Genomic DNA, 24,117 nt, shown 5'->3' with positions numbered 1-24,117 from the left:
ACTATTAATTCACAACAAAATCAGATAAACTATTTCCCACAATTAAACCTTCTACAGCTTGAAAATGCCGATCGTAACTAAACAAAGCTAAATCATGCTGAAGCGCCGTTGCAGCTATCCACATATCATTAGTTGGAATCGGTTGACCTTTGCTTCTCAAGGAACGATAGATCAGAGCGTAATATTCTGCGGTTTCCTCATCTATAGAAAAAAGTCTGACACGACTAGAACTAAGAAACTGTTTCAACTCACGACGATTGACAGCTTCTTTTGTCCCCAATGTAAATCCCCCAAGCAACTCTCCTATAATAATACTATTAATCCCAATTATGGGAACGCTCCTAATAATTTCAATTGCTTCAGGAGCGTTTCTTTTAAATGCTGCGTAAGCATTCGTATCTATTAAAATAGCTCTCACTGCCATAATTTATCATCAATTTGATTGAATTCATTAGTATGGCTTAAAAACTCAATTTCATCTTCTTTACTCCAAGTCCCCGCTAAAAAATCGAGATCGTGGTAAGTTGTTATCTCATTGTTTGACGCTTCGGTGCTACTTTTTGTAAGAAATGTAATAATAACTTGTGTTTCAGAGGGAATACTATCAGGAATTTCATTTAATTCAATTTGACCATCGCGATAAATTCCTTGAATTGTTTTGAGCATAAATTCTTTCCCAAACTTTTTTCGCACTAAACAACCTACAGATTCCTTCTCTTTCAGTCGTTGCAGCATCGCTACCGTATGAGAAGAAGAGAAGTGAAACTAATTGGTTAACTGTTGTCAAAGCAGTTCTAATTACCTAAATCTAGTAACAAAGCCATTAATCTGTTAATTATGATAACAGCCTGTCACCACGGACAAATAATTTGGCAACCTGCAAAAAATCGGGATGACAGGATTTGAACCTGCGACCCCCTCGTCCCGAACGAGGTGCGCTACCAAGCTGCGCTACATCCCGGCAAACATCAGTTTTTCTATAATATCACATTTTAGAGTGAATAACGACAAGGCTGAAGAAACCCGGTTTCTCTTCCCAGGCATCTAGGCGTAAAGTAGAGTAGGTGGCTAGAAACCCGGTTTCTGACCTCCGCAATCCAAAATCTAAAATCCAAAATCCCAAATGGAATGGCTGCTATGATAGAGGCTTGTGGATTTATCGAACTTCAGCAGTCAGAGGCAGGCGTGGTAGTAAAACCAGAGTGGTTGCGGGTAAAAGCGCCTCAGTGGGAGCGCGTTGGCACGGTTAAGGAAATTTTGCGGGATTTATCCCTAAATACGGTTTGTGAAGAAGCTTCTTGTCCGAATATTGGGGAATGTTTCCACAATGGCACCGCTACATTCTTAATTATGGGGCCTGCCTGCACGCGAGCCTGTCCTTATTGCGATATCGATTTTGAGAAAAAGCCGAAAGCACTAGACCCGACGGAACCGGAACGTTTGGCGGAAGCGGTGCGGCGGCTAAAATTAAATCATGTTGTCATAACTTCGGTAAACCGGGATGATTTACCTGATGGCGGTGCATCGCAGTTTGTTCGTTGCATTGAAATGATTCGCGCTACTTCTCCCGGTACAACTATTGAAGTGCTGATTCCCGATTTATGCGGTAATTGGGAAGCACTCGCAACAATTCTGCAAGCTTCGCCAGAAGTTCTCAATCACAATACGGAAACTGTACCGCGCTTGTATCGACGGGTGCGTCCGCAAGGCGATTATCAGCGGACTTTAGAATTAATGAAGCGATCGCGCCAACTAGCTCCTTGGGTTTACACTAAATCTGGCATCATGGTAGGACTGGGAGAAACCGACGCGGAAGTTAGCCAAGTCATGCAAGATTTGCGTAACGTCGATTGCGATATCCTCACCATAGGGCAATATCTCCAACCCAGTCAAAAACATCTGAAAGTCGATAACTTCGTCACGCCAGAACAGTTCGCCGTATGGCAAGAATTCGGGGAAACGATCGGATTTTTACAAGTTGTGGCTTCTCCCTTGACAAGAAGCTCATATCATGCTGAGCAGGTAAGAGCGTTGATGGAACGCTACCCCCGCAGTCGATCTTAGTTAAATTGGCTCTGGGAAGCTATCGGAAAAGTCGGTTTTGAAGATTTTTACCGCAGATGGAAGCAGATAAACGCAGATAAACGCAGATGAATCGCAGCTGCACAATGATTTTTCGGTGTTGCTCTCAGAGGCTTTTCTTGGCTGACGCGAATGGAAACTAACCAAGAAACGGATAATCCAAAATCGATCGCTATTTTAGGATCTGGTGCTTGGGGTACAACTTTGGCGATGTTGGCACAAGCAAACGGTCATAACGTGCGTTTGTGGTCTCGTCAAAGTTCTCAAAGCTTGCAGGATGCGATCGCATCTGCCGATATTGTACTATCGGCAGTCTCGATGAAAGGTGTCCGACCGATCGTACAGCAAGTCAGCAGCTTAGTTATTTCCCCGCAAACAATTTTTCTCACCGCCACCAAAGGTCTAGATTCCTCTACCACTTGCACCCCTTCTCAGATTTGGCAAGCTGCATTTCCATCTCATCCCGTTGTAATTTTAGCAGGGCCAAACTTATCGAAAGAAATTCAAGCGGGATTGCCAGCAGCTACAGTTGTCGCCAGCAAACAAGCGGAAGCAGCAGTGGTAGTGCAGGCGGTGTTTAACTCCAGTCGGTTTCGCGTTTACACAAATAACGATCCGTTGGGTGTAGAGTTAGGTGGTACACTAAAAAATGTGATGGCGATCGCCGCCGGTGCGTGCGATGGTTTGCAACTGGGAACAAATGCCAAAGCAGCACTTTTGACCCGTGGGTTAGCTGAAATCATCCGGATCGGCGATTCTTGGGGTGCTAATACCGACACATTTTATGGCTTATCAGGGTTAGGCGATTTACTCGCCACTTGCAACAGCGCCCTCAGTCGCAACTACCAAGTTGGATACAAACTCGCCCAAGGCGAAAAACTCCCAGACATTTTAGCTTCCTTGGAGGGAACTGCCGAGGGTGTCAATACTACCGAAGTGCTGGTACAGCTGGCCGAGCAGCAGGGTATTTACATACCCATTTCTTATCAGGTGTATCGTTTGCTCAAGGGAGAAGTGACTCCTCAAGCCGCTGTGGAAGCACTGATGCTGCGAGATGTCAAGCCGGAAAACAATCTACCGAATAATTAAATCTCGCGGCGGTTATAGCAACAAGAGTTAGGGAAGATTCGTCAGCACACTCAAAAGCACACTCAAACGGTGATCGGGAAAGCATCTATCAAGTGATGTAGATTAACCTACCCTCTGACAGAGGTCACCCTCGATCACCCGATCTTTTCCTTATACTAGCTGACGAATGGAAGAAGTCAATCATCTTCTCTCCCGATCGCGAAGCTGCTTAATGCCAGCATATCAATGGATTGGAGTCAATGTCGATACCCGGTAAACTTCGAGCCAGCTAAAACGATCGCTAGTGTCTAACAGAAGAGTGCATCACCGGTAATTAAGCCGATTAGGCAAAACCAAGCTGTGTTTCTAGTCTTGGAAAACGCCAAAACTAGCAACAAATAGCCTGTTCGAGAAAGCCCCTTTGTCACCTGGAGCAGTTGAGGCAATTAAATATGCCAGCAACCTTTGATTTAACCGATGCCACCTACGACAGTCAACTAGATGCCTCTAGCTTTGAGCTAGAAGACAGCGCTGAGCCAATGGCCAGCGATCTGGTCGATCTGGATGAGGAGGTAGACGCTACCAGCACTCAGCAAGGTACCAGCCGTCGCACTACCGATCTGGTTCGTTTGTATCTTCAAGATATTGGTCGGGTGCGTTTGCTAGGGCGAGATGAGGAAGTTTCAGAAGCACAAGAAGTCCAGCGCTATATGCGATTGCTGGAATTACGGGATAAAGCCGCCCAGGAGGAAGATGGGACGATCGGACAGTATGTTCGATTGATCGATATCCACGATCGTCTGGCTGCTAACTTGGGGCACCGTCCATCTTGGGAACGATGGGCTGCCTCTGCCAGCGTTACGGTTGCGGAACTCAAGCAAACTATGGCAGCGGGGAAACGGCGCTGGGCAGAGCTGGCTGCTTTAAAAATTGAAGAGTTAGAGCAGATCCAAGCGGAAGGCATCCGGGCAAAAGAACACATGATCAAAGCCAACCTGCGCTTGGTGGTGTCGGTTGCCAAAAAATATCAAAATCGCGGTCTGGAATTATTGGATTTAATCCAAGAAGGAACAATGGGTTTGGAGCGAGCTGTGGAGAAGTTCGATCCGACAAAGGGATACCGCTTTAGTACCTACGCCTACTGGTGGATTCGCCAAGGGATTACGCGGGCGATCGCCACTCAAAGCCGCACGATTCGCTTGCCGGTTCACATCACCGAAAAACTCAACAAAATCAAGAAAGCTCAACGGAAAATTTCCCAAGAAAAGGGCCGCACGGCAACTCTGGAAGACCTTGCTAAGGAATTGGAGATGACGCCGATGCAAGTGCGGGAAGTGTTATTCCGGGTGCCGCGTTCGGTTTCTTTGGAAACCAAAGTGGGCAAGGAAAAAGACACCGAACTGGGGGATTTGTTGGAAACCGAGGATGTGTCTCCGGAAGAAACTTTGATGCGGGAAGCTCTCTACCGGGACTTGCACCACCTGTTAGCCGATTTAACCAGCCGGGAACGGGATGTCATTCTGATGCGCTTTGGTTTGGAAGACGGTCATCCCTACTCTTTGGCCGAAATTGGTCGGGCGTTAGATCTCTCTCGCGAACGAGTTCGCCAAATTGAAGCGAAAGCTTTGCAAAAGCTCCGCCAACCCAAGCGTCGCAACCGGGTACGGGATTATCTGGAGTCTTTTAGTTAATTAGAAGGTTAGCTGGATCGGTCTGTAGCTTGGGTTCGATGACAGAATTTTGGCGATCGTCATTAATTCGATCGCGTTGACGCATCCTACTCAATCTCAAAGGGACTGGGGGAAGATTTCTCCCAGTCGCTTGTATTTTGGCGATCGCTTATCAGTCTAAGCAATAGGCGATCGCTTCCCTTTTGATAATAATTATGATTAATCAAGCAATTTATTCAAGTTTTTTTGAATAATTACAGCATTTAATTTATTTAAATATTTTCTCAATAAACACAATTGCTTTAAATTCTTTTAGCTAGAAATTCTCAATAATCTTTGCTTCTTGAAAATTAGTTCCTATATTGTGTATCCTTACCTCATATAGAAGGCTTTTTTTGAAAAAATCTCAATTATGACTAACTACACACCGAACTCGTTTAAAGCCGAACTGAATGAAAAGGGCTGGCGTTTAACTCCTCAAAGGGAGACAATTTTACAGGTTTTTCAACATCTTCCCAATGGCAATCATCTCAGTGCTGAAGACCTGCACCATTTGCTACAAAGTAAAGGTGAACAGATCAGTCTGTCTACTATTTATCGAACTCTTAAACTAATGGTGAGAATGGGTATCCTGCGAGAACTAGAACTGGCAGAGGGACATAAACATTACGAACTGAATCAACCCTACCCCCATCACCACCATCATTTAGTATGTATTCAATGCAACAAGACGATCGAATTCAAAAACGATTCGATTCTGAAAATGGCCCTCAAGCAATGTGAAAAAGCGGGATTGCATCTGCTTGACTGTCAGCTGACTATCCATACTATTTGTCCGGAAGCTTTGCGTCAGGGGTGGCCATCTCTACTCCCTAGCAGTTGGTCTTGTCTGAGAGCGTTTTCCTCAAACACTTCTTCACCTTCTACCTAACCTGGGTCGTGGGACAGGCTGTTGAATTACTTAATTAAGATTGATTCTCAATAAATATCCTTTCTTGCAAATCAATCGTTAGTTGTGTATTATTTTCAATAGAGTACCTTTGTTGAGAAGGTGAATATGACTGTCTACACGGCATCCTCACTCAAAGCCGAACTAAATGACAGGGGCTGGCGTTTGACTCCCCAACGAGAGACCATACTGAACGTTTTTCAAGAGCTTCCTAAAGGCGAACATCTGAGTGCAGAAGATCTTTACAATCTGCTGGAGTCTCAAGGAGAAGCGATCAGCCTTTCCACCATCTATCGGAGTCTCAAGCTGATGTCTCGGATGGGTATACTGCGCGAACTGGAACTGGGGGAGGGACACAAACACTACGAACTCAATCAGCCCTTTCCCCATCACCACGATCATCTGATCTGTGTTCGCTGCAATAAAACCATTGAGTTCAAAAACGACTCAATTTTAAAAATAGGGATGAAGACAGCTGAAAAAGAAGGATATCACTTACTTGATTGCCAGCTGACCGTTCATGCCATTTGTCCTACCTGCCAAAGAGCTTTGCTACCCGTATAAAAATAGCTCCCAGATAATACATCTGAGAGCTGCCTAATTTAACCAAGGTACAATTCTTAGAATCCTACTTTGAGGATGTCTTTTTCATTGATACCGTAGGCACGCTGGGCCGCTTTTACCGCCGATCTAGTCTGAGCGTTAAAGTTACCATCTATAGGGCCCTGATAGAAGCCTTTTTCTTTGAGACGCTCTTGTAACTCGCTAACATCTAAATTACTGGCCGAATCAGACGTTTCCAATGCGGCTTGAGTTTTCTTATCCACGATTCCATCGGGCCTCAGACCCTTATCTCGCTGGAAGCGGATTACAGCCGCCTTGGTTACCGATCCAAAAGCCCCGGTGGAACGACTTTTGAAATAACCTAAATCGCGCAAACGATCCTGTAGGTCTTTGACCGTCTCTCCTTTATCGCCTTGGCGCAGGACAGGTGCGGTTATCGGTTGGCCTGTAGGTTGGCCAACGCCAGATTCATTGGTGAAAGGAGAATTATCGAAAGGTTGGTTTGCAGTTTGCTTGTCGCCGTCAACTAAAGTACTCCAAGTGCGCTTGCCGACGATGCCATCAACTTTTAGACCGCTATCGCGCTGGAACTGCTTCACAGAGGCATAAGTTTGGGAGTCAAAGTTGCCGTTGATTTCTCCGTCATAAACACCCGCATCTGCCAATACTTGCTGTAGGTAGCTGACATCCGAGCCTTTCGCGCCTTTTTTCAAGGTGGAGCGGTCTGAAACACTAGCGGGTGCAGCTTTTTCGCTTCCCGATATTTTATTTTGCAGTGTTTTTTGAGTTTGCTCTTCTACTATGCCATTCGGCGTTAGTCCTTCATTTTGCTGGAAACTGATGACAGCCGATTTGGTCAGAGGGCCGAAATTCCCGGTGGGACGACGGTTGAAGTAACCGAGTTGTCCCAATTGCTGCTGGAGTTCCAATACCGCTGGCCCTTTAGATCCTTGGCGCAGTTCGGCCATTGCCTGACCTGCCATTCCCAAGGCCACGCTAGAGATCGCAATACTGACCAAATTAATCCAAACTCTTCTGTAAACCTTTTTCCAGTTTACTTTGTGCTGCGAAACTTTTAGCCGCTTGGGGCTTCCAGTCTCCTGACTTGCCTCTGCCGCATCATAGGAACTTGCGAGATGTATATAAACAAGGTTTTCCATAACTGCCCACCAACTCTTACTATCCTCTCTTTTAGGAGGGGTTGTACATTTTTGATTTTAGTTGCTAGATATTCCTTCTTCAGGACACCCCAACTCTTATAAAAGATTTTAGTTGAGGATTAATGCACTAATAAACTCAGCGTTACGGAAACACTGGGGTTCTCAGTAAGTCACGGTGACTTTTGGCGTTGATAGCTCCAGTAATAATATTTTTTTAGGTCATGCTAAATTAATGCTGTACGCTCATTGTAATTATTCCACAAAATCCTACCAGTTGCTCAGACCACCAAAGCGATCGCTTTGGGTCGCGACTGCGCGGCCAAATTCCGTTCAACAAAAATGTTACCTACCAAACATTTTCCCACAGATAAGCGAACCCAAAATTTTGTTGTCATAAAATATCTGTTCGTACTCCCCATATCAATTTTCGCAAGTTGTGCATTTAATCAGGAAGTTTGCCTGCGAATCAATGGGTTCAAAGGTGCCTGACTGCTTAGTATCGTTACAGATGCTGTCAAGGAACTGTAGCAGCTAGCCAGCGCATTACCGGAGAGTCCATCGCTGCTCGGCTTTACGGGACGATAACGCTCATACTAGCCTCAACAATAAAAGTGACTCCTAGATAAGAAACATTTTGCCAATACAGAAAAATGCTATACCAAGATGTGTTCGTTGTTAACGGTTGATTGTTGATTCTTGTACCCCGAAAACAATGCACAACATCAAAGGTATTGCTTTGGGAAAAAATTGCTGTAGCCGCCTATTTAAATTAAATGAGGTTGAGGCGATCGCACACTAAAGCAACGATAACAGCAAAGCAAGTAATTTGGAGAGCGACTAGCGGATGTTGTCCCTGATTGACAGCAAATGTAGTCACTATCCCTGCACCCAATGCAGCCGTAATAGCAGCTTGAACAAGATATCTATTGGAGTTTTTGTCGTACATAGTTTTTCAGGAAACAGGTGAGGTTTTAAGTTTGGCGATTTATAGTTTTATAAACTACCACCCCACTCCTAAATACATAAGCAGTTCTCCAGCTATTGCAATTAAAATTTAAATTTCACTACGAGGTTTAAAATTTCCATCCACATCTAAAAAAAGCTATAGCTTATTTCTATTCAACTTTCTCCACATTTCCCGCTTTTACCCAACCTTCGGTATCTCCCTCTTCCAAACGGATCTTCACCCACTTTTTGTCTTCGCTTTCACTCAATACAACAATACTTTCGTTATAACCTACACCACCAATGCGTTCGGATTCTGTGTTTGGGCCATTGCGAATACTGAGACCCTTAGACCAAGTGACGCGGGCTCTGTAGGCTCCAGGTTCGAGCGGTTTTGGCGAAGGAGTTTCGCTGGGCGTGGGTGTTGGCGTAGGATTCGTTTCTTCCGCAGTGGGAGTCTGTGCAACTAGAGTTTTAGTTGGGGTGGGAGTAGCAGCGGCGGACTTGGTAGGTGAAGGTCTTGGCGGATTTTGAGCTGCTGTTGCTTGGGCTTTGACGATCGGTTTGTCATTGGGAAAGATGGGTTTTGGAGGAGGTGCGGTTAGCTTTGTCACAAAATAGAGTGCTGCTGCTACGCCTGCGCCGATCATTAAGCCGATCGCAATGATGAAACCGAGCAAAAATTTGACAATGCCTGAAAAACTCATGCCTACTCCGCAGTCCGACCGTGATTATACCAAATGTATCTTTATTTCAGAAAAAACTAAGAGACATCTTTATATTCTCTATCACAAAATGTGCAATTAGGCTATCGGAATTGGCTCTGAATTCTATTGCTCAGACTACTGTGCTTAGAGGCTAAGCGAGCTTTCCCAGCCGCAGCCCATTCCTGTAAAAACTGGATTTGCTCTTGTGCGGTTCGCGCCAAAGGCACAATCTGGCTGGCGGCTTCCAAAATATCATCTATGGTGAAATCTCGGTTTTGGCTAAAACCGATGTGCATAGCTTCGATCAAAGATTGCTCAATTTCTGCGCCAGAAAAATCGGGGGTTTCATAGGCTAATCGATCGAGGTCGTAATTTTGGAGGTTGTGGGGACGCAGCCGAGATAAATGCACGGCAAAAATGGCTTTGCGTTCTTCCTGGGTAGGCAAACCGACGAAAAAGATTTCATCAAATCTGCCTTTGCGAAGCATTTCCGGAGGTAAAGTTTGGATATTATTAGCGGTGGCGACGACAAATACAGGCGAAATCTTTTCGGCTAACCAAGTGATAAAAGTACCGAATACGCGGTTGCTGGTACCCGCATCGCCTTTGCCATCCAGTCCGGAAAAAGCTTTGTCTATTTCATCAATCCACAGCACGCAGGGAGATAAAGCTTCTGCCAATTGAATCATTTGCCTGGTGCGAGATTCGGATTCGCCCACCAAACCGCCAAACAAACGCCCCACGTCCAGACGGAGTAGGGGTAGGTGCCAGTGGTGGGCGATCGCTTTTGCCATCAAAGATTTGCCGGTTCCCTGAATTCCCACTAAAAGCAAACCTCTGGGGTGGGGCAAACCGTATTGCCTAGCGCGTTCGGAAAAAGCACCTCCTCGCCGCAGCAACCAATCTTTTAAGTTATCCAAGCCGCCTATGTCGGATATATTTTCAGTAGCCGGATAGAATTCTAAAATTTGGGTTTGGCGAATAGTTTGGCGTTTTTCTTCCAAAACGAGTTCCACATCTTCCGGAAGCAATTCGCCGTGAGTAGCGATCGCCCTTGCTAAGACGCGGCGAATTCTCTCCATCGAAAGACCTTGGCAAGAGCGAACGATTTCATCTAATATCTTGCCTTCCAGAGATTTCCCGGTAGCTGCTAACAAACGTTCTACTTCTGCTTTAATTTCAGGTGCAGCGGGCAGATGAAACTCCAACACGGTGAGAACTTCGCTCAGTTCCTCTGGAATAGCTATTCTAGGCGACAGTATGACTATATTTTTCGGTTGAGATTTGAGCAACCGCGCTAAATTTTTGAGTTTGCGGCAGATTGCGACATCTTCCAAGAAGCGGTGGAAGTCGCGCAGAATGAAAATAGCTGGTGCAGAGGCTGCTATTTTTTCTACTAATTCCAGCGCTTGGAGGGGATTGCGACGCCCAAAACCTGCATCGTTGGGATTTCCCTGGTAGCCATCCACAAAATCCCAGACATAAATACCGCGATTGCCTTGTTTTTTTGCAATTTCTGCGATCGTTCCTTCCACTCGTTCTTCTTCACAAGTGGGAATGTAGATTAAAGGGTAGCGGGCTCGTAGCAGCAGTTCAAACTCTTCTTTGAAAACCATAGCTATTTTGGATTTTAGATTTTAGATTTTGGATTAAAAGATGAACAGATAAATTCGACCGTTTTTCATTCTGACCGATCGCCTGCAATCTCAAATCCTCTCATCTAAAATCTAAAATTCTTAGGAGAGTTGTTTTTTCAGTGCTTCCAGAGTTGCCCAGCGTCGATCGGTCAGGGGTGGTGGCTGACCTTCCTCAGATTTTATAGTAATTCCAGGACACTGGGAATCGCAAAGTTGCCTTTGCGGAATTGCCAGACACATCTGTTGATAAAGCCAGTCGCTGGGATTAAAGTAGCCGTTCGGGGGTAATGTTTCCACCAAATCTTCCAGCAACACTTCTCTTTCCGAGGGTATATCCTCAGATTCATCAGCGGCTTCATCTAACCAAATCAGTTCCGAAGTTTTCAGCACCAGACGATGATTGTATTGTTGCAAACATCGGTGGCAGGTTAAAGTAATTATTGCTTCTGCCTGGACAGATACCTCTAAATAGTTCCCTTGATGGGTAACGATCGCACGTCCCCGCACAGGGGTCAAGGTTTCCAAAGCAGGAAGAAATTCTTCGAGTTGAATTTCCTCTTTCTTTGCCGGCGCTTTGAGCAGATGGGGAATGTAAATAGGTTCCATATTGTGAGTCATCCTTATTTGATTTCAAATTTCAGATTTCAAATTTCAAATTTCAAATTTCCCATTTGAAATCTAAAATTTGAAATCTAAAATCCAAAACGACTCAGCGAAGCCGCACAACAAGACGGCGGTCTGGTTCTTTGCCCCGACTGTAGCTTTCTAAATCGCTAAATTCCTTTAAAAAGGTATGGATTTGACGCCGTTCTGCCGAAGAAAGAGATTTCATTTCAAACTCTTGACCGTTAGATCGCACTTGCTGAACCGCGTACTCTGCCAAAGCGCGTAGTTCTGCTTGTCTGCGGACGCGGTAACCATTTAATTCGATCGTGTAAGCTGCTTGTTCCTCGTGAGCTTGACCCAGGTTGAGGGTAGCATTGGCTAGATACTGAATTGCGTCTAGCGTTGTTCCTTCCGCACCAATCAAAATTTGGATTTGCGCTGGTGTCAGATTAGTTTCGTCAATTGTCAACCAGTAGCTATCAGATTCTGGCTCTTCCTCATTATCTACTAGCTTTTCTTGCTTTTCCGGCTTAACTTTGGCAGGAATTTTCATCAACCGCAGCAGTTCTTCCAGCCACTTTTGACCCCGCTGCATTCGACTATCAGTCATGAACATTACCCTGAAGCTTTTTTCTTAGAACGACCGGGTTCAAAAGGAAGTGCCTCTCGTCCTTTGGCATTAGCTTCTTTTTCCTGCTCCTCCACTAATTTTTGGAGGTTTTCCGGTAGGGGTTCCCGTGACAGAATAAAGGTTTGAGCTGTCTGGAAAATATTAGCTATCACCATATACATCAGTACCCCGGCAGGCAGTGGGAAGAACAAAAACATCCCGGAAAAGATAATGGGGGTAATTTTGTTCACTGTATCCTGCTGTGGGTTGGAGGTGGAACCCTGCTGCCCTGAAAGTAGTTGGTTTAGATATAAGCTAAGACCGAAGAACAGCACCATACCCACAATATCCCAGTGGATAACTCCATTCTGATCGACGGCACCAACGCGACCGAGGGCGTCGATGAAAAGAAAGCCTTTATCCGTTGCTAGCCCTGGAATTGTGCCTTGAATGGTTGCGTCCCCAGGCTCTAAGGCTTCTATGTTGCCGTTTTCATCAATTCGGATTCGCTCCTCTCCTTTGATAATTTTCCAGCGAGGAGTCATATGCGTTTCGGGAAACTCGGCATCGAGGCGAGCGAGCGGTTTTCCTTCGACCGTTTGAAATTCTACCTTGGCTGTTTCACCGACAACTAAGCGGTTGCCTGTGGGTAGCAGCGCTGCAATGGAATAGTGAACGCCATCGGCAACGTAGATATTTTGGGGTGCGGTGGCAAAGGCTTGGGGTTGAATCTGCTCAATTTGCTCTTTGGGAAAAATTTGCAGGTTGACGGTGTAATTTACATCAGAAAATGGTGAGCCGCGCAAGGTGGCAAACAATGCAAACAGTACCGGCATCTGTACCAGAATGGGGAAACATCCTGCCAAAGGGTTGCCGAATTCTTTGTAGAGTTTGCCCATTTCCTCCTGCTGCTTGGCAGGTTCGTCTTTGTAGCGCTCCTGAATTTCCTTTACCCGCTTTTGCATGACCGGCTGAGTTACCCGCGTGCGTCGCATACTGCGGATGGAGTTAGCGCTCAAGGGATAGAGCGCAAAGCGAACCACCAGTGTCAGCGCCACGATGGCTAGCCCATAACTGGGCACGATCCCGTAAAAGAAATCCAGGATCGGCAGCATTACGTTGTTGGATAGAAAACTGATTCCAAAATCCATGCGTGTGAAGTCAACCTACAAGCGCTGTATTTTCGTATTGTCTAGATCTAATTTAGCTAAGTGGCAGAAATCTGGGGCAGGTGTGGCTGCACGCGAGATAAAAGGGGATCGCAGATCCCCAAGCAAAGAAAGCGATCTCCTTGTGCTAGCGACTCTGACCCCTCTCCTGCTGGTTTGTTAGGAACTGGTAGCTTTTGTTGTTTTGGCAGATTTAGCCGCCGTTTTTTCCGAGATATAGTCATAAATTTCGCGAAACTTCGGGATGGCCCGCAGTTCGAGGCGGCTGCCATCTTTGAGCGTCACCACCATATCACCCCAAAGGCCGATGCCACGGGGAACCTTCTTCACATCAACTATTTCTGTGTAGATGATGTCGCTGCGATCGCGTCCCATCCAACCGCCTGTCACCGATATGCGACGATTGGTGATCCGGTAGCGCAGCCACAGCGCTCTGACGATCGCCCCTACAGTTAACGGTAAGCCAATCACCGTCAGGCCGATCAGGATGTTAATAATCAGATCCCCTATATGGGGGCCACCTTCGTAATAAACGTCCTCACGAATGCCCATTGAGTACCTCAGCTTCTGCCAACAACTGCTCTAATTCTTGCAGAAATTGTTGATATTCGCACCGTTGTGCTTCCGGTTTGACAACAACCACAAGACACCAGCCTTTTTTCAGGCGGGGAAGTAGGTGGCGAAAAGCCGCCCTGAGAAGCCGCTTAATCCGATTGCGGATAACTGCCCGCTTGCTGACTTTTTGGCTGACAGAAATGCCGATGCGAGACGGAACTTCCGACTCTTTTGGTGGAGAACGCTTGTCTCGATCGGAATCTGCTGACTTTCTCAAGGCTCTCAAGGTCAAGTTAGCACTGCTGCGACGAATCCCCTTGCGGAATACAGCACTGAAATCGTCTCGGTGCTTAAGTCGATTTGCTTTAGGCAAAGCCACAGGCGTTGGGTGTTCCACCCCCTCACTGAAAATGGCACTTAACCGCTGACAGTGAGACGATAACGACCCTTTTTGCGACGGGCTTTAATCACTGCCTGACCGTTTTTGGTACGCATCCTGGCACGAAAACCGGAAGTTCTTCTTCTTTTGCGACTGGTACCGTGTAGCGTGCGTTTGGTCATTGTTCTTCCTCCGATCGGGCGAGTTTACTTGATAAAAAAGCCGCAATCTATAATATTATCAGTTAAGTTGCTAGCTAATCAATACTCAATATCCAAGTGCCGATATAACGCAGTAAAGGCACATCGCCAGGGGAGAGAATTTGACAGTTGAAGTAGAACATTCCGCCAAAATTTGGGTTTTTCACATTGGATAAAACTAATTCCACCTGGTATCCTGCTGGCACTGGCTCTACCGGGTAAATTTGAATTACGCGGTTTTCTTTATCCCAGACTACCTCTTGCAGGGGCATGGATTTACCCCTGACCCTCACTTCAACCTTTTTGGGATCGAATTGACCCCGGTAATAATTCGGATAGGAAATCGAAAATTGTGCCACCGCCAAGTTCATTTTTTTGGCGGGAATCCTCAGACGATAACGATCCCAAGCATTAGCATTGCCGCCAAAATCCAACCTGAAGGGCAATTGGTTTTCGCGAGGAGGGCCACCAAACAAGGTAAATCCGGGTAAGGCATCGGCCCAGGTAATGGTGGGAACCCCGGTAAGCACCGCAGTAACAGTTAAGGCAGTAAGCAAACGTCGCATAGAAGACATAGGCTGAGGATTGAAAGCAGTAATTAGTCATTAGTCATCAGTCATTAGCCATTTGTCAACCGCGAAGCTAATCACGTTGAACGAATGACTAATGACCGATAACGCGATTAGCCTTATACTAATCCTCTTATTTGCGATCGATAATTGCCCATCTCAAGCCGATCGCAACTGGCTGAGGATAGCATCGACATTTTTCTTGGCATCGCCAAATAACATCCGGGTATTTTCCTTGTAAAACAGCGGATTTTCTACTCCCGCGTAACCGCTTGCCATACTGCGCTTCATCACGACAACTTTCTTAGATTTCCACACTTCCAATACTGGCATTCCCGCGATCGGACTGGCAGGATCTTCCATCGCGGCTGGGTTAACGGTATCGTTAGCGCCAATCACCAGCACTGCATCAGTTTCGGGGAAATCTTCGTTAATTTCCTCCATTTCCAGCACAATGTCGTAAGGCACGCTTGCCTCTGCCAGCAATACGTTCATGTGTCCGGGGAGACGACCTGCGACTGGATGGATACCGAAGCGAACATTAACGCCCTTATCCCGCAGCATCTTCGTGACTTCCGAGAGCGAGTGCTGCGCTTGCGCTACCGCCATCCCGTAGCCTGGAACGATGATGACGTTCTTGGCATCGCGCAACAGTTCCACGGTATCGTCAACGGTAGCAGATATTACTTCTCCTACCACTTGGCTAGCTGCGGCGACTGTTCCCGATGCAGTGCCAAAACCACCCAAAATCACGCTGATAAAAGAGCGATTCATGGCGCGACACATGATGTAGCTGAGGATAGCACCGCTACTGCCGACAAGCGCACCAGTGACGATCAGTAGGTCGTTGGATAGCATAAAACCGGCGGCGGCTGCGGCCCATCCAGAGTAGCTGTTGAGCATGGAGACGACGACAGGCATATCCGCACCGCCGATCGCCATCACCAGATTAACGCCCAAAACTCCGGCCAGAGCTGTCATAATCAGCAGCGATTGCAATCCGGTGTGACCTTCGGCACCCATAAATAGGTAGCCCAGGAACACAGAAGCAAGTAAGATGCTGAGATTGATCAAATGGCGTCCCGGCAAAAGGAACGGTTTGCCGGTGATCGCACCGCGCAGTTTTCCAAATGCAATTATCGATCCGGTGAAAGTAACGGCACCGATGAAGACGCCGACAAAGATTTCGATTTCGTGGATGGTGGCTTCTACACCGACGATCGATTCATTCGGTTGCAGGTAATTGGCGACACCTACCAATACTGCGGCTGCACCCACAAAACTATGCAGGATCGCCACTAACTCAGGCATAGAAGTCATAGCCACATTAGCGGCAACGATCGCACCGATAATTGCCCCCGGAAGAATTACTGCGGCCAAAGTGCCGTATTCGGTGAAGCCAGCGTTGAGGCCCAAAATCGTGGCGACGATCGCGATCAGCATCCCGATGATGCCGTAAAGATTGCCCTTGGGTGCGTTTTCTTGATTGGACAAACCACCCAAACTGAGGATGAATAAGGCGCTAGCACCAATGTAGGAAACTGTCAATATGCTACTTGTCATTTGTCAAATTTTGGATTTTGGATTTTGGATTTTGGATTTTGGATTTTTAGATTTTGGATGAATAGCTAGGTCATCAGTTGCACAAAATCTCTGATTCTGCTCATAGCCCCAATCCAAAATCTAAAATCTAAAATCTAAAATTACTTGCGGAACATCTTGAGCATTCTTTGGGTGACGAGGAAGCCGCCGGAGATGTTGATCGTGCCGATCAAGATGGCGATCGCACCCAAGATAGTAGTAGGTGAAGTTAGCGAACTGGAGATTTGGAGAACGCCGCCAATGATGATGATGCCGCTGATCGCATTGGTAACGCTCATCAAGGGTGTGTGCAGGGCGGGTTTCACGTTCCAAATCACCTGCCAGCCGACAAAGCAGGCCAGCACAAATACGGTGAAGTGAGATAGGAACGAAGGCGGCGCACCGATACCGACGCCCAGTAAAGCTAAGCCAGTTAAACCTAGCGTGATTAAATCGCCTGTACTGAAGGTAGATGTGGATTTTTCTGGCGCTTTTACCGCTACTTCCGCTGGTTTTGCGGCTGCTGGGGCAGCGGGTTTGGGCGGTTCTGGTGCGGCTTTGGGCGGGGGTGGTGGCAGTCGTTCGCCTTCATAAACGATCAGCGCACCGCGCACTACCTCATCGTCCATATCGACTTTGTACTGACCGCCTTTGGTCATATCGTCGAGGAGGTGGAAAAGATTGGTGCCGTAAAGCTGACTGGATTGGGGTGCCATGCGGCTGGGCAGGTCGGTGTAGCCGACGATCGTGACACCGTTGTGGCGGTTAATTTCTCCTGGCTTGGTCACTTCGCAGTTGCCGCCTTGTTCTGCTGCCAAGTCTACAACGACGGAGCCTTCTTTCATGCTCTCGACCATATCTTTGGTAATCAGGATGGGGGCGCGTTTGCCAGGGATTAAGGCGGTGGTGATGATAATATCAACGTCTTTGGCTTGGTCAGCGAACAAAGCCATTTCCGCTTTGATGAATTCTTCGCTCATCACTTTGGCGTAGCCGCCCGCACCGGTACCGTCTTCTGCGAAATCGAGTTCGAGGAACTCTGCGCCCATACTTTGTACTTGCTCTTTTACCACAGGGCGAGTATCGAAAGCACGGACGATCGCACCCAAACTTCTGCCTGCACCGATCGCCGCCAGTCCCGCTACGCCAGCACCAATTACCAACACTTTAGCTGGTGGCACTTTGCCGGCAGCAGTAATCTGTCCGGTAAAGAAGCGACCGAAATTATTGGCAGCTTCCAGTACGGCGCGGTATCCGGCGATGTTTGCCATCGAGCTGAGGGCGTCCATCTTTTGGGCGCGACTGATGCGGGGAATCGCATCCATCGCGATGACTGTGGCTTTGCGGAAAGTCAGACTTTCTACCAGTTCGGGGTTTTGTGCTGCCCAGATGAAGCTGATGAGGGTGCCGCCTTCACGCAGCAATTCGGCTTCGTGCTTACCGTCAGGGCCCATTTCCGGCGCACGAACTTTGAGGACGATATCCGACTCTGCCCATAGGGTGGGGGCATCGGGGATGATTTTGCATTCGGCTTGTTTGTAGGCTTCGTCGGGAAAGCTGGCTAATGCGCCTGCGCCTGACTCTATAAGTACTTCAAAACCTAGCTTCATAAGTCGCTTGGCTGTGTCTGGCGTAGCGGCGACGCGACATTCGCCTGAGTGGATTTCCTTGGGTATGCCAACTTTTATGGGTGTTTTTGTTTCCATTCAAATAAATTCCAAGCGTGCGTAGGGAATCTTATGTATTTGAACTTAATTGCCCTGTTCGCTTTTTTTGTACTTTGGCGATGTGGGGCTATTTTTGTCTCAAAAATTTTAGCATCCACAACTGAAATGGCTGATTTTTTTGTAACAATTTTTTTATCAAGTTTTGCAAAAGCAATCGTAAATAAAAGTTGCAAAGATTAGAAAGCTTTTAAATAATGGCTGAGATGGCTCGATCCCGAATTTTTTTTGAAGATTCTTTTATGGATGCGCCAGATGTGATACGGAAGCAGGTTAAAAGGACGAACTGCTATCGAGCAAATAGAATAACTCCAGATGAAAAGGCTGAAGTTATACAAATATTGCTGAAAACTTTAAGCAGCGGTTCGAGAGGAATTACAAAGACTCCAGGTGTCATGGTTGGTGAAGCTTGTATCGATAAAACTCGCCTTCCGGTTTGGTTGTTCGTAAGTTTGCGGGAGCAAGGTGCGACTGATGCCGAACTTCTGAAATTTTATCCTCATATTAGCGCTGCCGATTTGGTGAATGTATGGGCTTATGCTGATGCACATCCAGAGGAAATTGTAAAAATCATCCGAAAAAATTAGGCAGTTTAACTTATTATAAAATATTAAATGCTCGTTATTTTATATTAAAATAGTGGCATGTCAGATATCTTCATTTCAATCCGCAACCAAAACGGTAATGCCATGACCTCTGTTGAAGGAGTGGCATTCATCGCTATTCTCAGACAAGATGGAACTGTCATCGATCGACAGACAGTTAGCCTGCGATATGCTATTGCACAGTTGTCCAACGTTATCCATTCGACATGGGGACTTTCTAAAACTATGGGTTACGCATTAGACCCGGAATCAATTAGAGCATACCGCAATACGGTTATGATGTTTGCCCATGACCTGTGGCGAGAAAAAGATCCACAAATAAGAGCAACTTTAGCAATGTATCTGGCAGATGCGGCGACAACTTTGGCAAGGCTTGAGGTTGAGGAAGCAAGAAAATTACAAGAACAGAAGCTGGCTCAAAATGCTTAGTATATCGATTTTATAGTAAAAATTTATTGATTGACTCGGCGTTGCGGCGTTAGATTAAGTAGGGTGCCTGAGACACACCCTACAGGCTCAAAATTAATAACTAGCAACTTGCGTTATTAGTCGTTAGTCATTAGCCGAATGGTACTTACCTAAGCAAAACTTGGTGACCAGATCCCCGACTTGTTCAAGAAGTCGGGGATCTTGACAAAGGCAGAGTTCACTTTTCCGATCGCATCTTATTTGAGCATTTATACTTAGAATTTAGCTAACATAATGGCGTCTGAAAGCGAGAAAATAGAGATCTAGAGGATTGTAAGCATTTCTCGTTCCCAAGTTGAACCTGGGAGTGATGTCAAAGAGGCTCCGCCTCGCTGCAATTCTAGACCGAAGCATTGCCCAAAATAGGAGTCCGCTAGCTGTGGTTGTACAAGTATCAACTAATACATACGAAACTAAGACCCAGGAGATAGCCAAGCAACTTCTGGCTGCAACTAAAGAAAATCGTTCGTTTTTTGCCCAAATGCGCGACCAAATGCGCTGGGATGATAAATTATTATCGTGGGCAATGTCTAACCCAGGTTTGCGAGTGCAGTTGTTCCGCTTCATCGACTGTCTGCCGTCTCTGCGTAGCAAAACGGAAATTGCGCGTCACTTGCAGGAGTACCTGGGAGATGAGTCGGTGGAACTTCCCGCCGCACTCAAGGGTTTGTTAAATTTTGCTAACCCAGATGCGATGCCGGGACAGTTGGCGGCGACGACGGTTTCCACAGCAGTTGAAACTTTAGCTCATAAGTATATTGCTGGTGAAAATATTAAACAGGTAATTGAGACGGTTAAGCGACTGCGTAAGGATAAAATGACTTTCAGCATTGACCTCTTGGGTGAGGCGGTGATTACGGAAGAAGAAGCGCAGTCTTATCTCGATCGCTATCTGGAATTGATGGAACAGCTGACAGAAGCGGCGAAAAGTTGGTCAAATGTTGAGGCGATCGATTCTGCTGATGGCGAACCATTGCCAAAAGTGCAAGTATCGGTTAAAATAACGGCGTTTTACTCCCAGTTCGATCCGCTGGATGAGAAAGGCAGTCAGCAAAAAGTGAGCGATCGCATTTGCACCCTATTACGCCGCGCTAAAGAGTTGGGTGCAGCAGTTCACTTCGATATGGAACAGTATGCTTACAAGGATATTACTTTGAGCATCCTGAAACAGCTATTGCTGGAAGAAGAATTTCGTTCTCGTACAGATATCGGTATCACGATTCAAGCTTATTTGCGCGACAGCGAAAAGGATTTGCGCGATTTGATTGCATGGGCGAAGTTACGCGGTAATCCGGTGACTGTGCGTTTGGTCAAAGGTGCGTATTGGGATCAGGAAACGATCAAATCTGCTCAGAAAGATTGGCCGCAACCAGTTTACAACGACAAAGCAGCAACAGATATCAACTATGAGAAATTAACTCAGTTGATGTTGGAAAGTCACGAGTATATTTATTCGGCAATTGGTAGCCATAACGTTCGCAGTCAAGCGCGGGCGATGGCGATTGCCGAGACTTTAAATGTACCTCGCCGCCGTTTTGAGATGCAAGTGCTGTACGGGATGGCAGATAAACTGGCAAAAGCGATCGTCGATCGCGGTTATCGGGTGCGAGTTTATTGTCCTTACGGCGACTTAATTCCCGGTATGGCTTATCTGATTCGCCGCTTGTTAGAAAATACAGCTAATAGTTCGTTCCTGCGGCAAAGTTTGGAAGAACGACCTGTGGAGGAATTGTTAGCAGCGCCAACTTTAAAGAATGGCAAAGTTGACGATCGAGCAGAGTTTACCAAAGCCTTTCCCAATGTAGCAGATACTGATTATTCAGATAAGGAAGAAAGAGAGCGATCGCAGCAAGCAATCCAAACCGTTCGTCAACAAATCGGTAAAACTTATTCACCTTTAATTAATGGTGAATACATCACTACCACACAAACCGTCGATTCTGTCAATCCCTCCAATCCCAGCGAAATAGTTGGCAAAATCGGACTGCTTAGCGTCGAACAAGCAGAACAAGCAATCCTCGCAGCAAAAGCAGCATTTCCCGCTTGGCGAAAAACACCTGTACGCCAACGTGCAGGCGTGTTGCGAAAAGCCGCAGAAATCATGGAAAAACGCCGTCACGAATTAACTGCTTGGATGGTTTTGGAAACTGGCAAACCAGTGCGCGAAGGAGACGCCGAAGTTTCCGAAGCTATCGATTTCTGCCGTTACTACGCTGACGAAATGGAACGGTTGGAACAGGGATATAACTACGATATTCCCGGTGAAACTAACCGTTACAACTATCAACCCAGAGGAGTTTCTTTAATCATTTCCCCTTGGAATTTCCCCTTAGCTATTCCTACGGGAATGACAGTTGCATCCCTCGTCGCGGGAAATTGTACCCTTCTCAAACCTGCGGAAGTTTCCTCAGTAATTGCAGCCAAATTAGCAGAAATTTTAGTAGAAGCAGGCATTCCCAACGGCGTATTTCAATTCGTACCGGGAAAAGGTTCTTCTGTCGGCGCTTACATGGTGAAACATCCCGACGTTCACATGATCACCTTTACTGGTTCTCAGGAAGTCGGTTGTCGAATTTACGCGGATGCTGCGATTTTACAACCGGGACAAAAACACCTGAAACGAGTCATCGCTGAAATGGGTGGTAAGAATGCGGTCATCGTCGATGAAAGTGCAGATTTAGACCAAGCAGTTGCTGGTGTCGTCCAGTCAGCTTTTGGTTATAGCGGCCAAAAATGTTCTGCTTGTTCGCGAGTAATTGTGCTGGAATCCATCTATGATGTGTTTGTACCGCGTTTGGTAGAAGCGACTCGCAGCCTCAACGTTGGTGCTGCTGAAGACCCCAGCACAAAAGTCGGCCCCGTAATTGATGCTAACGCCCACAAACGCATTTTGGAATACATCGAAAAAGGTCGTCAGGAAGCAAATTTAGCTTTGCAAATGTCTGCACCGGAAAATGGATATTTCATCGGGCCTACAATTTTTACCGAAGTTTCTCCCACGGCTACAATTGCACAAGAAGAGATTTTTGGCCCGGTATTGTCTGTAATTAAGGTGAAGGATTTTGACGAAGCAATTAAGGTTGCTAACGGTACAAACTTTGCTTTAACTGGCGGTTTGTATTCGCGTACTCCTTCCCACATTCAAAAAGCGCAAGACGAGTTTGAAGTGGGAAATTTGTATATCAATCGCGGTATTACTGGTGCGATTGTATCGCGTCAACCTTTTGGCGGATTCAAACTTTCCGGTGTAGGTTCCAAAGCTGGTGGTCCGGATTACCTGCTACAATTCTTGGAACCCCGTGCGGTGACGGAGAATATCCAACGTCAAGGTTTTGCGCCGATCGAAGGTGCAGAATAAGTGTAGCAGGACTACGCACGAAGAAGCCAGAAACCGGGTTTCTTCGTCGATATCTAGTTGAGAAACCCACGATTTTGCATAGAAACCCGGTTTCTTTGCGTAAGTCCTAAGTAGGATAAAAATACGATCGACTGACAAATAAAATATCTGAAACGATAAGTTTTGTCAGTCGATCGGGTTTGGTTGTATTGGTAGTAAATGAGAGATCGGAAAATTGTCTGTTGAAATTGAAGGTTAAATTTTTACCGCAGATGTAGGCAGATAAACGCAGATAAACGCAGATAAGAGAAGGATGCTACTGGACGATGATATTAGTACCCAATTTGAGTTAAAAGTAGAGTGGCTATACATACTTATTGGCGAGGTCGAATATAATCAGACCCTACCCACTCATCCCAAATGTCCGGGTAATCATCATAACTAACTAAATGCAAACCATACCAAGCTTTTTTCACTTTTGCTGGATACCATTCTTCATCAGATTGAGCTTCTACTCGATCGCCAACGGCAAACATATCAGGCGCATAAGGACGAATTCGTTGCGATTCTACCGATTCCTCTGATTGGTCATCAATATATAAAACTCTCACTTCCGAACCGTTAGTCTCTAATGTTTTGGCCTTATACCAATCACCTGAATATTCTACCTCTACCCGCTTACCTTCAATCGATTCTATCTCATCCGAAACGCTGGCAAAAACCATTTGCTTATCGAAATCGTTAGTAGTGAAAAACATCGATTTTTGCTCCTCAATAAATGCCATTTCCAATTCGGCATAACGCGCTAAATCGTACAGCGTAATTACTCCATCCTTATCCAAATCTACTACTGGATCGCCCAACAAACCTTTATACAAAGATTCTGTAAAAGTCCAACCACCCGTTGAGGTATTATGAGTATAGGCAGAACTAATGCAAGCGTAGGAAATACCGCTATCTCGCCGTTTTAATTCGTCAATTAATCCGCCTGAATAGCAACAATCAGCTAAAAGCAAGACTTTTGAGCCATTAAAATTATTCTCAATGCTATCGAAAATGCTAGAGATAGACCAATAATTATCTCGATCTGACCCATGAGCATCATAATTAATAAAGTAATGTTCTCCCGTATCGCTATCCCAATCACCGTGACCTGCGAAATATAAAATAAATAAGTCACTTTCTTCAGTGTTGGCTAATACTTCTGTTAAACTGCCTTGAATGGCTTCTATAGTTGCTTCACTATCTTGTAAATAAATAATTTGTTTCTCTGGGAGTCCCGCCGCCCGGAAAAAATCTACCAATTTTTCGTCAAAACGTCCTTCTACAGCTTCGGGAAAACCGGGCCAAACATCAGAGTTTTCCCATTCTAAGATTCCGACAGAAAAAAGCCAAGTTTTCTGGGTTTTCCAATCTCTTTTTCTCATTTTTAACCAATTTATTGCTAACTCATTTTTTCTATTTAAACCTATTAGCCCCTAACCAACAAATTAGTAATCAAGCTTTATATAATTAGTGCTAGAGCAAACTAA

25 protein-coding genes and 1 tRNA gene are annotated in these 24,117 nt (G+C 46.0%); 8 read left to right on the top strand and 18 right to left on the bottom strand.

The window, feature by feature from the left end:
* Window positions 1-4: 4 nt before the first annotated feature.
* From ACE1CD_RS29985 to ACE1CD_RS29975, 3 genes are all read right to left on the bottom strand, one after another.
* Window positions 5-424 (bottom strand): type II toxin-antitoxin system VapC family toxin, encoded by a 420-nt coding sequence (locus ACE1CD_RS29985; RefSeq protein ID WP_374827102.1) that lies wholly within the window; start codon window positions 422-424, stop codon window positions 5-7.
* Window positions 415-735, bottom strand: coding sequence for a hypothetical protein (locus ACE1CD_RS29980; protein WP_374827101.1), 321 nt, complete (start codon window positions 733-735; stop codon window positions 415-417). Before ACE1CD_RS29980 ends, ACE1CD_RS29985 begins: the two co-directional genes overlap by 10 nt.
* A gap of 152 nt (window positions 736-887) precedes the next feature.
* A tRNA-Pro gene (locus ACE1CD_RS29975) sits at window positions 888-961 on the bottom strand.
* 167 nt (window positions 962-1,128) lie between these two features.
* On the opposite strand from ACE1CD_RS29975, the gene lipA reads away from it, so the two are divergent.
* From lipA to ACE1CD_RS29950, 5 genes are all read left to right on the top strand, one after another.
* On the top strand, window positions 1,129-2,064 hold the full coding sequence (lipA, locus tag ACE1CD_RS29970; RefSeq protein ID WP_374827100.1) for a lipoyl synthase: 936 nt from the start codon (window positions 1,129-1,131) through the stop codon (window positions 2,062-2,064).
* A gap of 150 nt (window positions 2,065-2,214) precedes the next feature.
* Entirely contained in the window at window positions 2,215-3,171 is a 957-nt protein-coding gene (locus tag ACE1CD_RS29965; protein ID WP_374827099.1) for an NAD(P)H-dependent glycerol-3-phosphate dehydrogenase, read from the top strand.
* Between the two features lie 431 nt (window positions 3,172-3,602).
* Window positions 3,603-4,841 (top strand): RNA polymerase sigma factor SigC, encoded by a 1,239-nt coding sequence (gene sigC, locus ACE1CD_RS29960; RefSeq protein ID WP_374800191.1) that lies wholly within the window; start codon window positions 3,603-3,605, stop codon window positions 4,839-4,841.
* Window positions 4,842-5,232: 391 nt separating this feature from the next.
* A complete protein-coding gene (locus ACE1CD_RS29955) occupies window positions 5,233-5,751 on the top strand; it encodes a transcriptional repressor (RefSeq protein ID WP_374800189.1) in 519 nt (172 codons plus the stop codon).
* A gap of 126 nt (window positions 5,752-5,877) precedes the next feature.
* Entirely contained in the window at window positions 5,878-6,333 is a 456-nt protein-coding gene (locus tag ACE1CD_RS29950) for a transcriptional repressor (protein WP_190474527.1), read from the top strand.
* Window positions 6,334-6,389: 56 nt separating this feature from the next.
* Here the strand turns inward: ACE1CD_RS29950 and ACE1CD_RS29945 are convergent, their stop codons facing one another.
* From ACE1CD_RS29945 to ACE1CD_RS29880, 14 genes are all read right to left on the bottom strand, one after another.
* The gene (locus ACE1CD_RS29945) at window positions 6,390-7,493 is read right to left on the bottom strand and encodes a peptidoglycan-binding protein (protein ID WP_374800187.1); all 1,104 of its coding nucleotides are present in this window, start codon (window positions 7,491-7,493) and stop codon (window positions 6,390-6,392) included.
* Between the two features lie 769 nt (window positions 7,494-8,262).
* On the bottom strand, window positions 8,263-8,439 hold the full coding sequence (locus ACE1CD_RS29940; RefSeq protein ID WP_374800185.1) for a hypothetical protein: 177 nt from the start codon (window positions 8,437-8,439) through the stop codon (window positions 8,263-8,265).
* A 169-nt stretch (window positions 8,440-8,608) separates the two neighbouring features.
* Entirely contained in the window at window positions 8,609-9,145 is a 537-nt protein-coding gene (locus ACE1CD_RS29935; RefSeq protein ID WP_374800183.1) for an SH3 domain-containing protein, read from the bottom strand.
* 101 nt (window positions 9,146-9,246) lie between these two features.
* Window positions 9,247-10,761, bottom strand: coding sequence for an AAA family ATPase (locus ACE1CD_RS29930; protein WP_374800181.1), 1,515 nt, complete (start codon window positions 10,759-10,761; stop codon window positions 9,247-9,249).
* A gap of 120 nt (window positions 10,762-10,881) precedes the next feature.
* A complete protein-coding gene (locus ACE1CD_RS29925; protein WP_374800419.1) occupies window positions 10,882-11,388 on the bottom strand; it encodes a DUF177 domain-containing protein in 507 nt (168 codons plus the stop codon).
* 103 nt (window positions 11,389-11,491) lie between these two features.
* Window positions 11,492-11,998, bottom strand: coding sequence for a protein jag (locus ACE1CD_RS29920; protein ID WP_374800179.1), 507 nt, complete (start codon window positions 11,996-11,998; stop codon window positions 11,492-11,494).
* Between the two features lie 5 nt (window positions 11,999-12,003).
* Window positions 12,004-13,149 carry a membrane protein insertase YidC gene (gene yidC, locus ACE1CD_RS29915; RefSeq protein ID WP_374800177.1) on the bottom strand — a complete coding sequence of 382 codons (1,146 nt, stop codon included), beginning with the start codon at window positions 13,147-13,149 and terminating at the stop codon, window positions 12,004-12,006.
* Between the two features lie 177 nt (window positions 13,150-13,326).
* Complete coding sequence (locus ACE1CD_RS29910; RefSeq protein ID WP_374800175.1) at window positions 13,327-13,719, bottom strand: PH domain-containing protein; 393 nt, start codon at window positions 13,717-13,719, stop codon at window positions 13,327-13,329.
* Window positions 13,706-14,119, bottom strand: a complete 414-nt coding sequence (gene rnpA, locus ACE1CD_RS29905) for a ribonuclease P protein component (protein ID WP_374800173.1) — start codon at window positions 14,117-14,119, stop codon at window positions 13,706-13,708. The genes ACE1CD_RS29910 and rnpA overlap by 14 nt, the downstream gene beginning before the upstream one ends.
* A gap of 20 nt (window positions 14,120-14,139) precedes the next feature.
* The gene (rpmH, locus tag ACE1CD_RS29900) at window positions 14,140-14,283 is read right to left on the bottom strand and encodes a 50S ribosomal protein L34 (RefSeq protein ID WP_374800171.1); all 144 of its coding nucleotides are present in this window, start codon (window positions 14,281-14,283) and stop codon (window positions 14,140-14,142) included.
* Window positions 14,284-14,357: 74 nt separating this feature from the next.
* Window positions 14,358-14,867, bottom strand: coding sequence for a DUF2808 domain-containing protein (locus ACE1CD_RS29895; protein WP_374800418.1), 510 nt, complete (start codon window positions 14,865-14,867; stop codon window positions 14,358-14,360).
* 162 nt (window positions 14,868-15,029) lie between these two features.
* Window positions 15,030-16,433, bottom strand: coding sequence for a Re/Si-specific NAD(P)(+) transhydrogenase subunit beta (gene pntB, locus ACE1CD_RS29890; RefSeq protein ID WP_374800169.1), 1,404 nt, complete (start codon window positions 16,431-16,433; stop codon window positions 15,030-15,032).
* A gap of 140 nt (window positions 16,434-16,573) precedes the next feature.
* The gene (gene pntA / locus ACE1CD_RS29885) at window positions 16,574-18,157 is read right to left on the bottom strand and encodes a Re/Si-specific NAD(P)(+) transhydrogenase subunit alpha (RefSeq protein WP_374827098.1); all 1,584 of its coding nucleotides are present in this window, start codon (window positions 18,155-18,157) and stop codon (window positions 16,574-16,576) included.
* Window positions 18,136-18,351 (bottom strand): hypothetical protein, encoded by a 216-nt coding sequence (locus ACE1CD_RS29880; protein WP_374827097.1) that lies wholly within the window; start codon window positions 18,349-18,351, stop codon window positions 18,136-18,138. Before ACE1CD_RS29880 ends, pntA begins: the two co-directional genes overlap by 22 nt.
* Before the next feature lie 30 nt (window positions 18,352-18,381).
* Here ACE1CD_RS29880 and ACE1CD_RS29875 point away from each other — a divergent pair, with 30 nt between their 5' ends.
* The 3 genes from ACE1CD_RS29875 (at window position 18,382) to pruA (ending at window position 22,606) form a co-directional block, all read left to right on the top strand.
* Window positions 18,382-18,762 carry a DUF433 domain-containing protein gene (locus ACE1CD_RS29875; RefSeq protein WP_374827096.1) on the top strand — a complete coding sequence of 127 codons (381 nt, stop codon included), beginning with the start codon at window positions 18,382-18,384 and terminating at the stop codon, window positions 18,760-18,762.
* Between the two features lie 57 nt (window positions 18,763-18,819).
* The gene (locus ACE1CD_RS29870) at window positions 18,820-19,209 is read left to right on the top strand and encodes a hypothetical protein (protein WP_374827095.1); all 390 of its coding nucleotides are present in this window, start codon (window positions 18,820-18,822) and stop codon (window positions 19,207-19,209) included.
* A gap of 418 nt (window positions 19,210-19,627) precedes the next feature.
* Window positions 19,628-22,606 carry an L-glutamate gamma-semialdehyde dehydrogenase gene (gene pruA, locus ACE1CD_RS29865; RefSeq protein WP_374827185.1) on the top strand — a complete coding sequence of 993 codons (2,979 nt, stop codon included), beginning with the start codon at window positions 19,628-19,630 and terminating at the stop codon, window positions 22,604-22,606.
* A 353-nt stretch (window positions 22,607-22,959) separates the two neighbouring features.
* Here the strand turns inward: pruA and ACE1CD_RS29860 are convergent, their stop codons facing one another.
* The gene (locus tag ACE1CD_RS29860; protein WP_374827094.1) at window positions 22,960-24,012 is read right to left on the bottom strand and encodes an agenet domain-containing protein; all 1,053 of its coding nucleotides are present in this window, start codon (window positions 24,010-24,012) and stop codon (window positions 22,960-22,962) included.
* Window positions 24,013-24,117 lie beyond the last annotated feature (105 nt).

This window comes from Aerosakkonema sp. BLCC-F183, from assembly GCF_041929145.1.
Taxonomy (GTDB): Bacteria; Cyanobacteriota; Cyanobacteriia; order Cyanobacteriales; family Aerosakkonemataceae; genus Aerosakkonema.
This window is presented reverse-complemented; position numbering and strand designations above follow the sequence as displayed.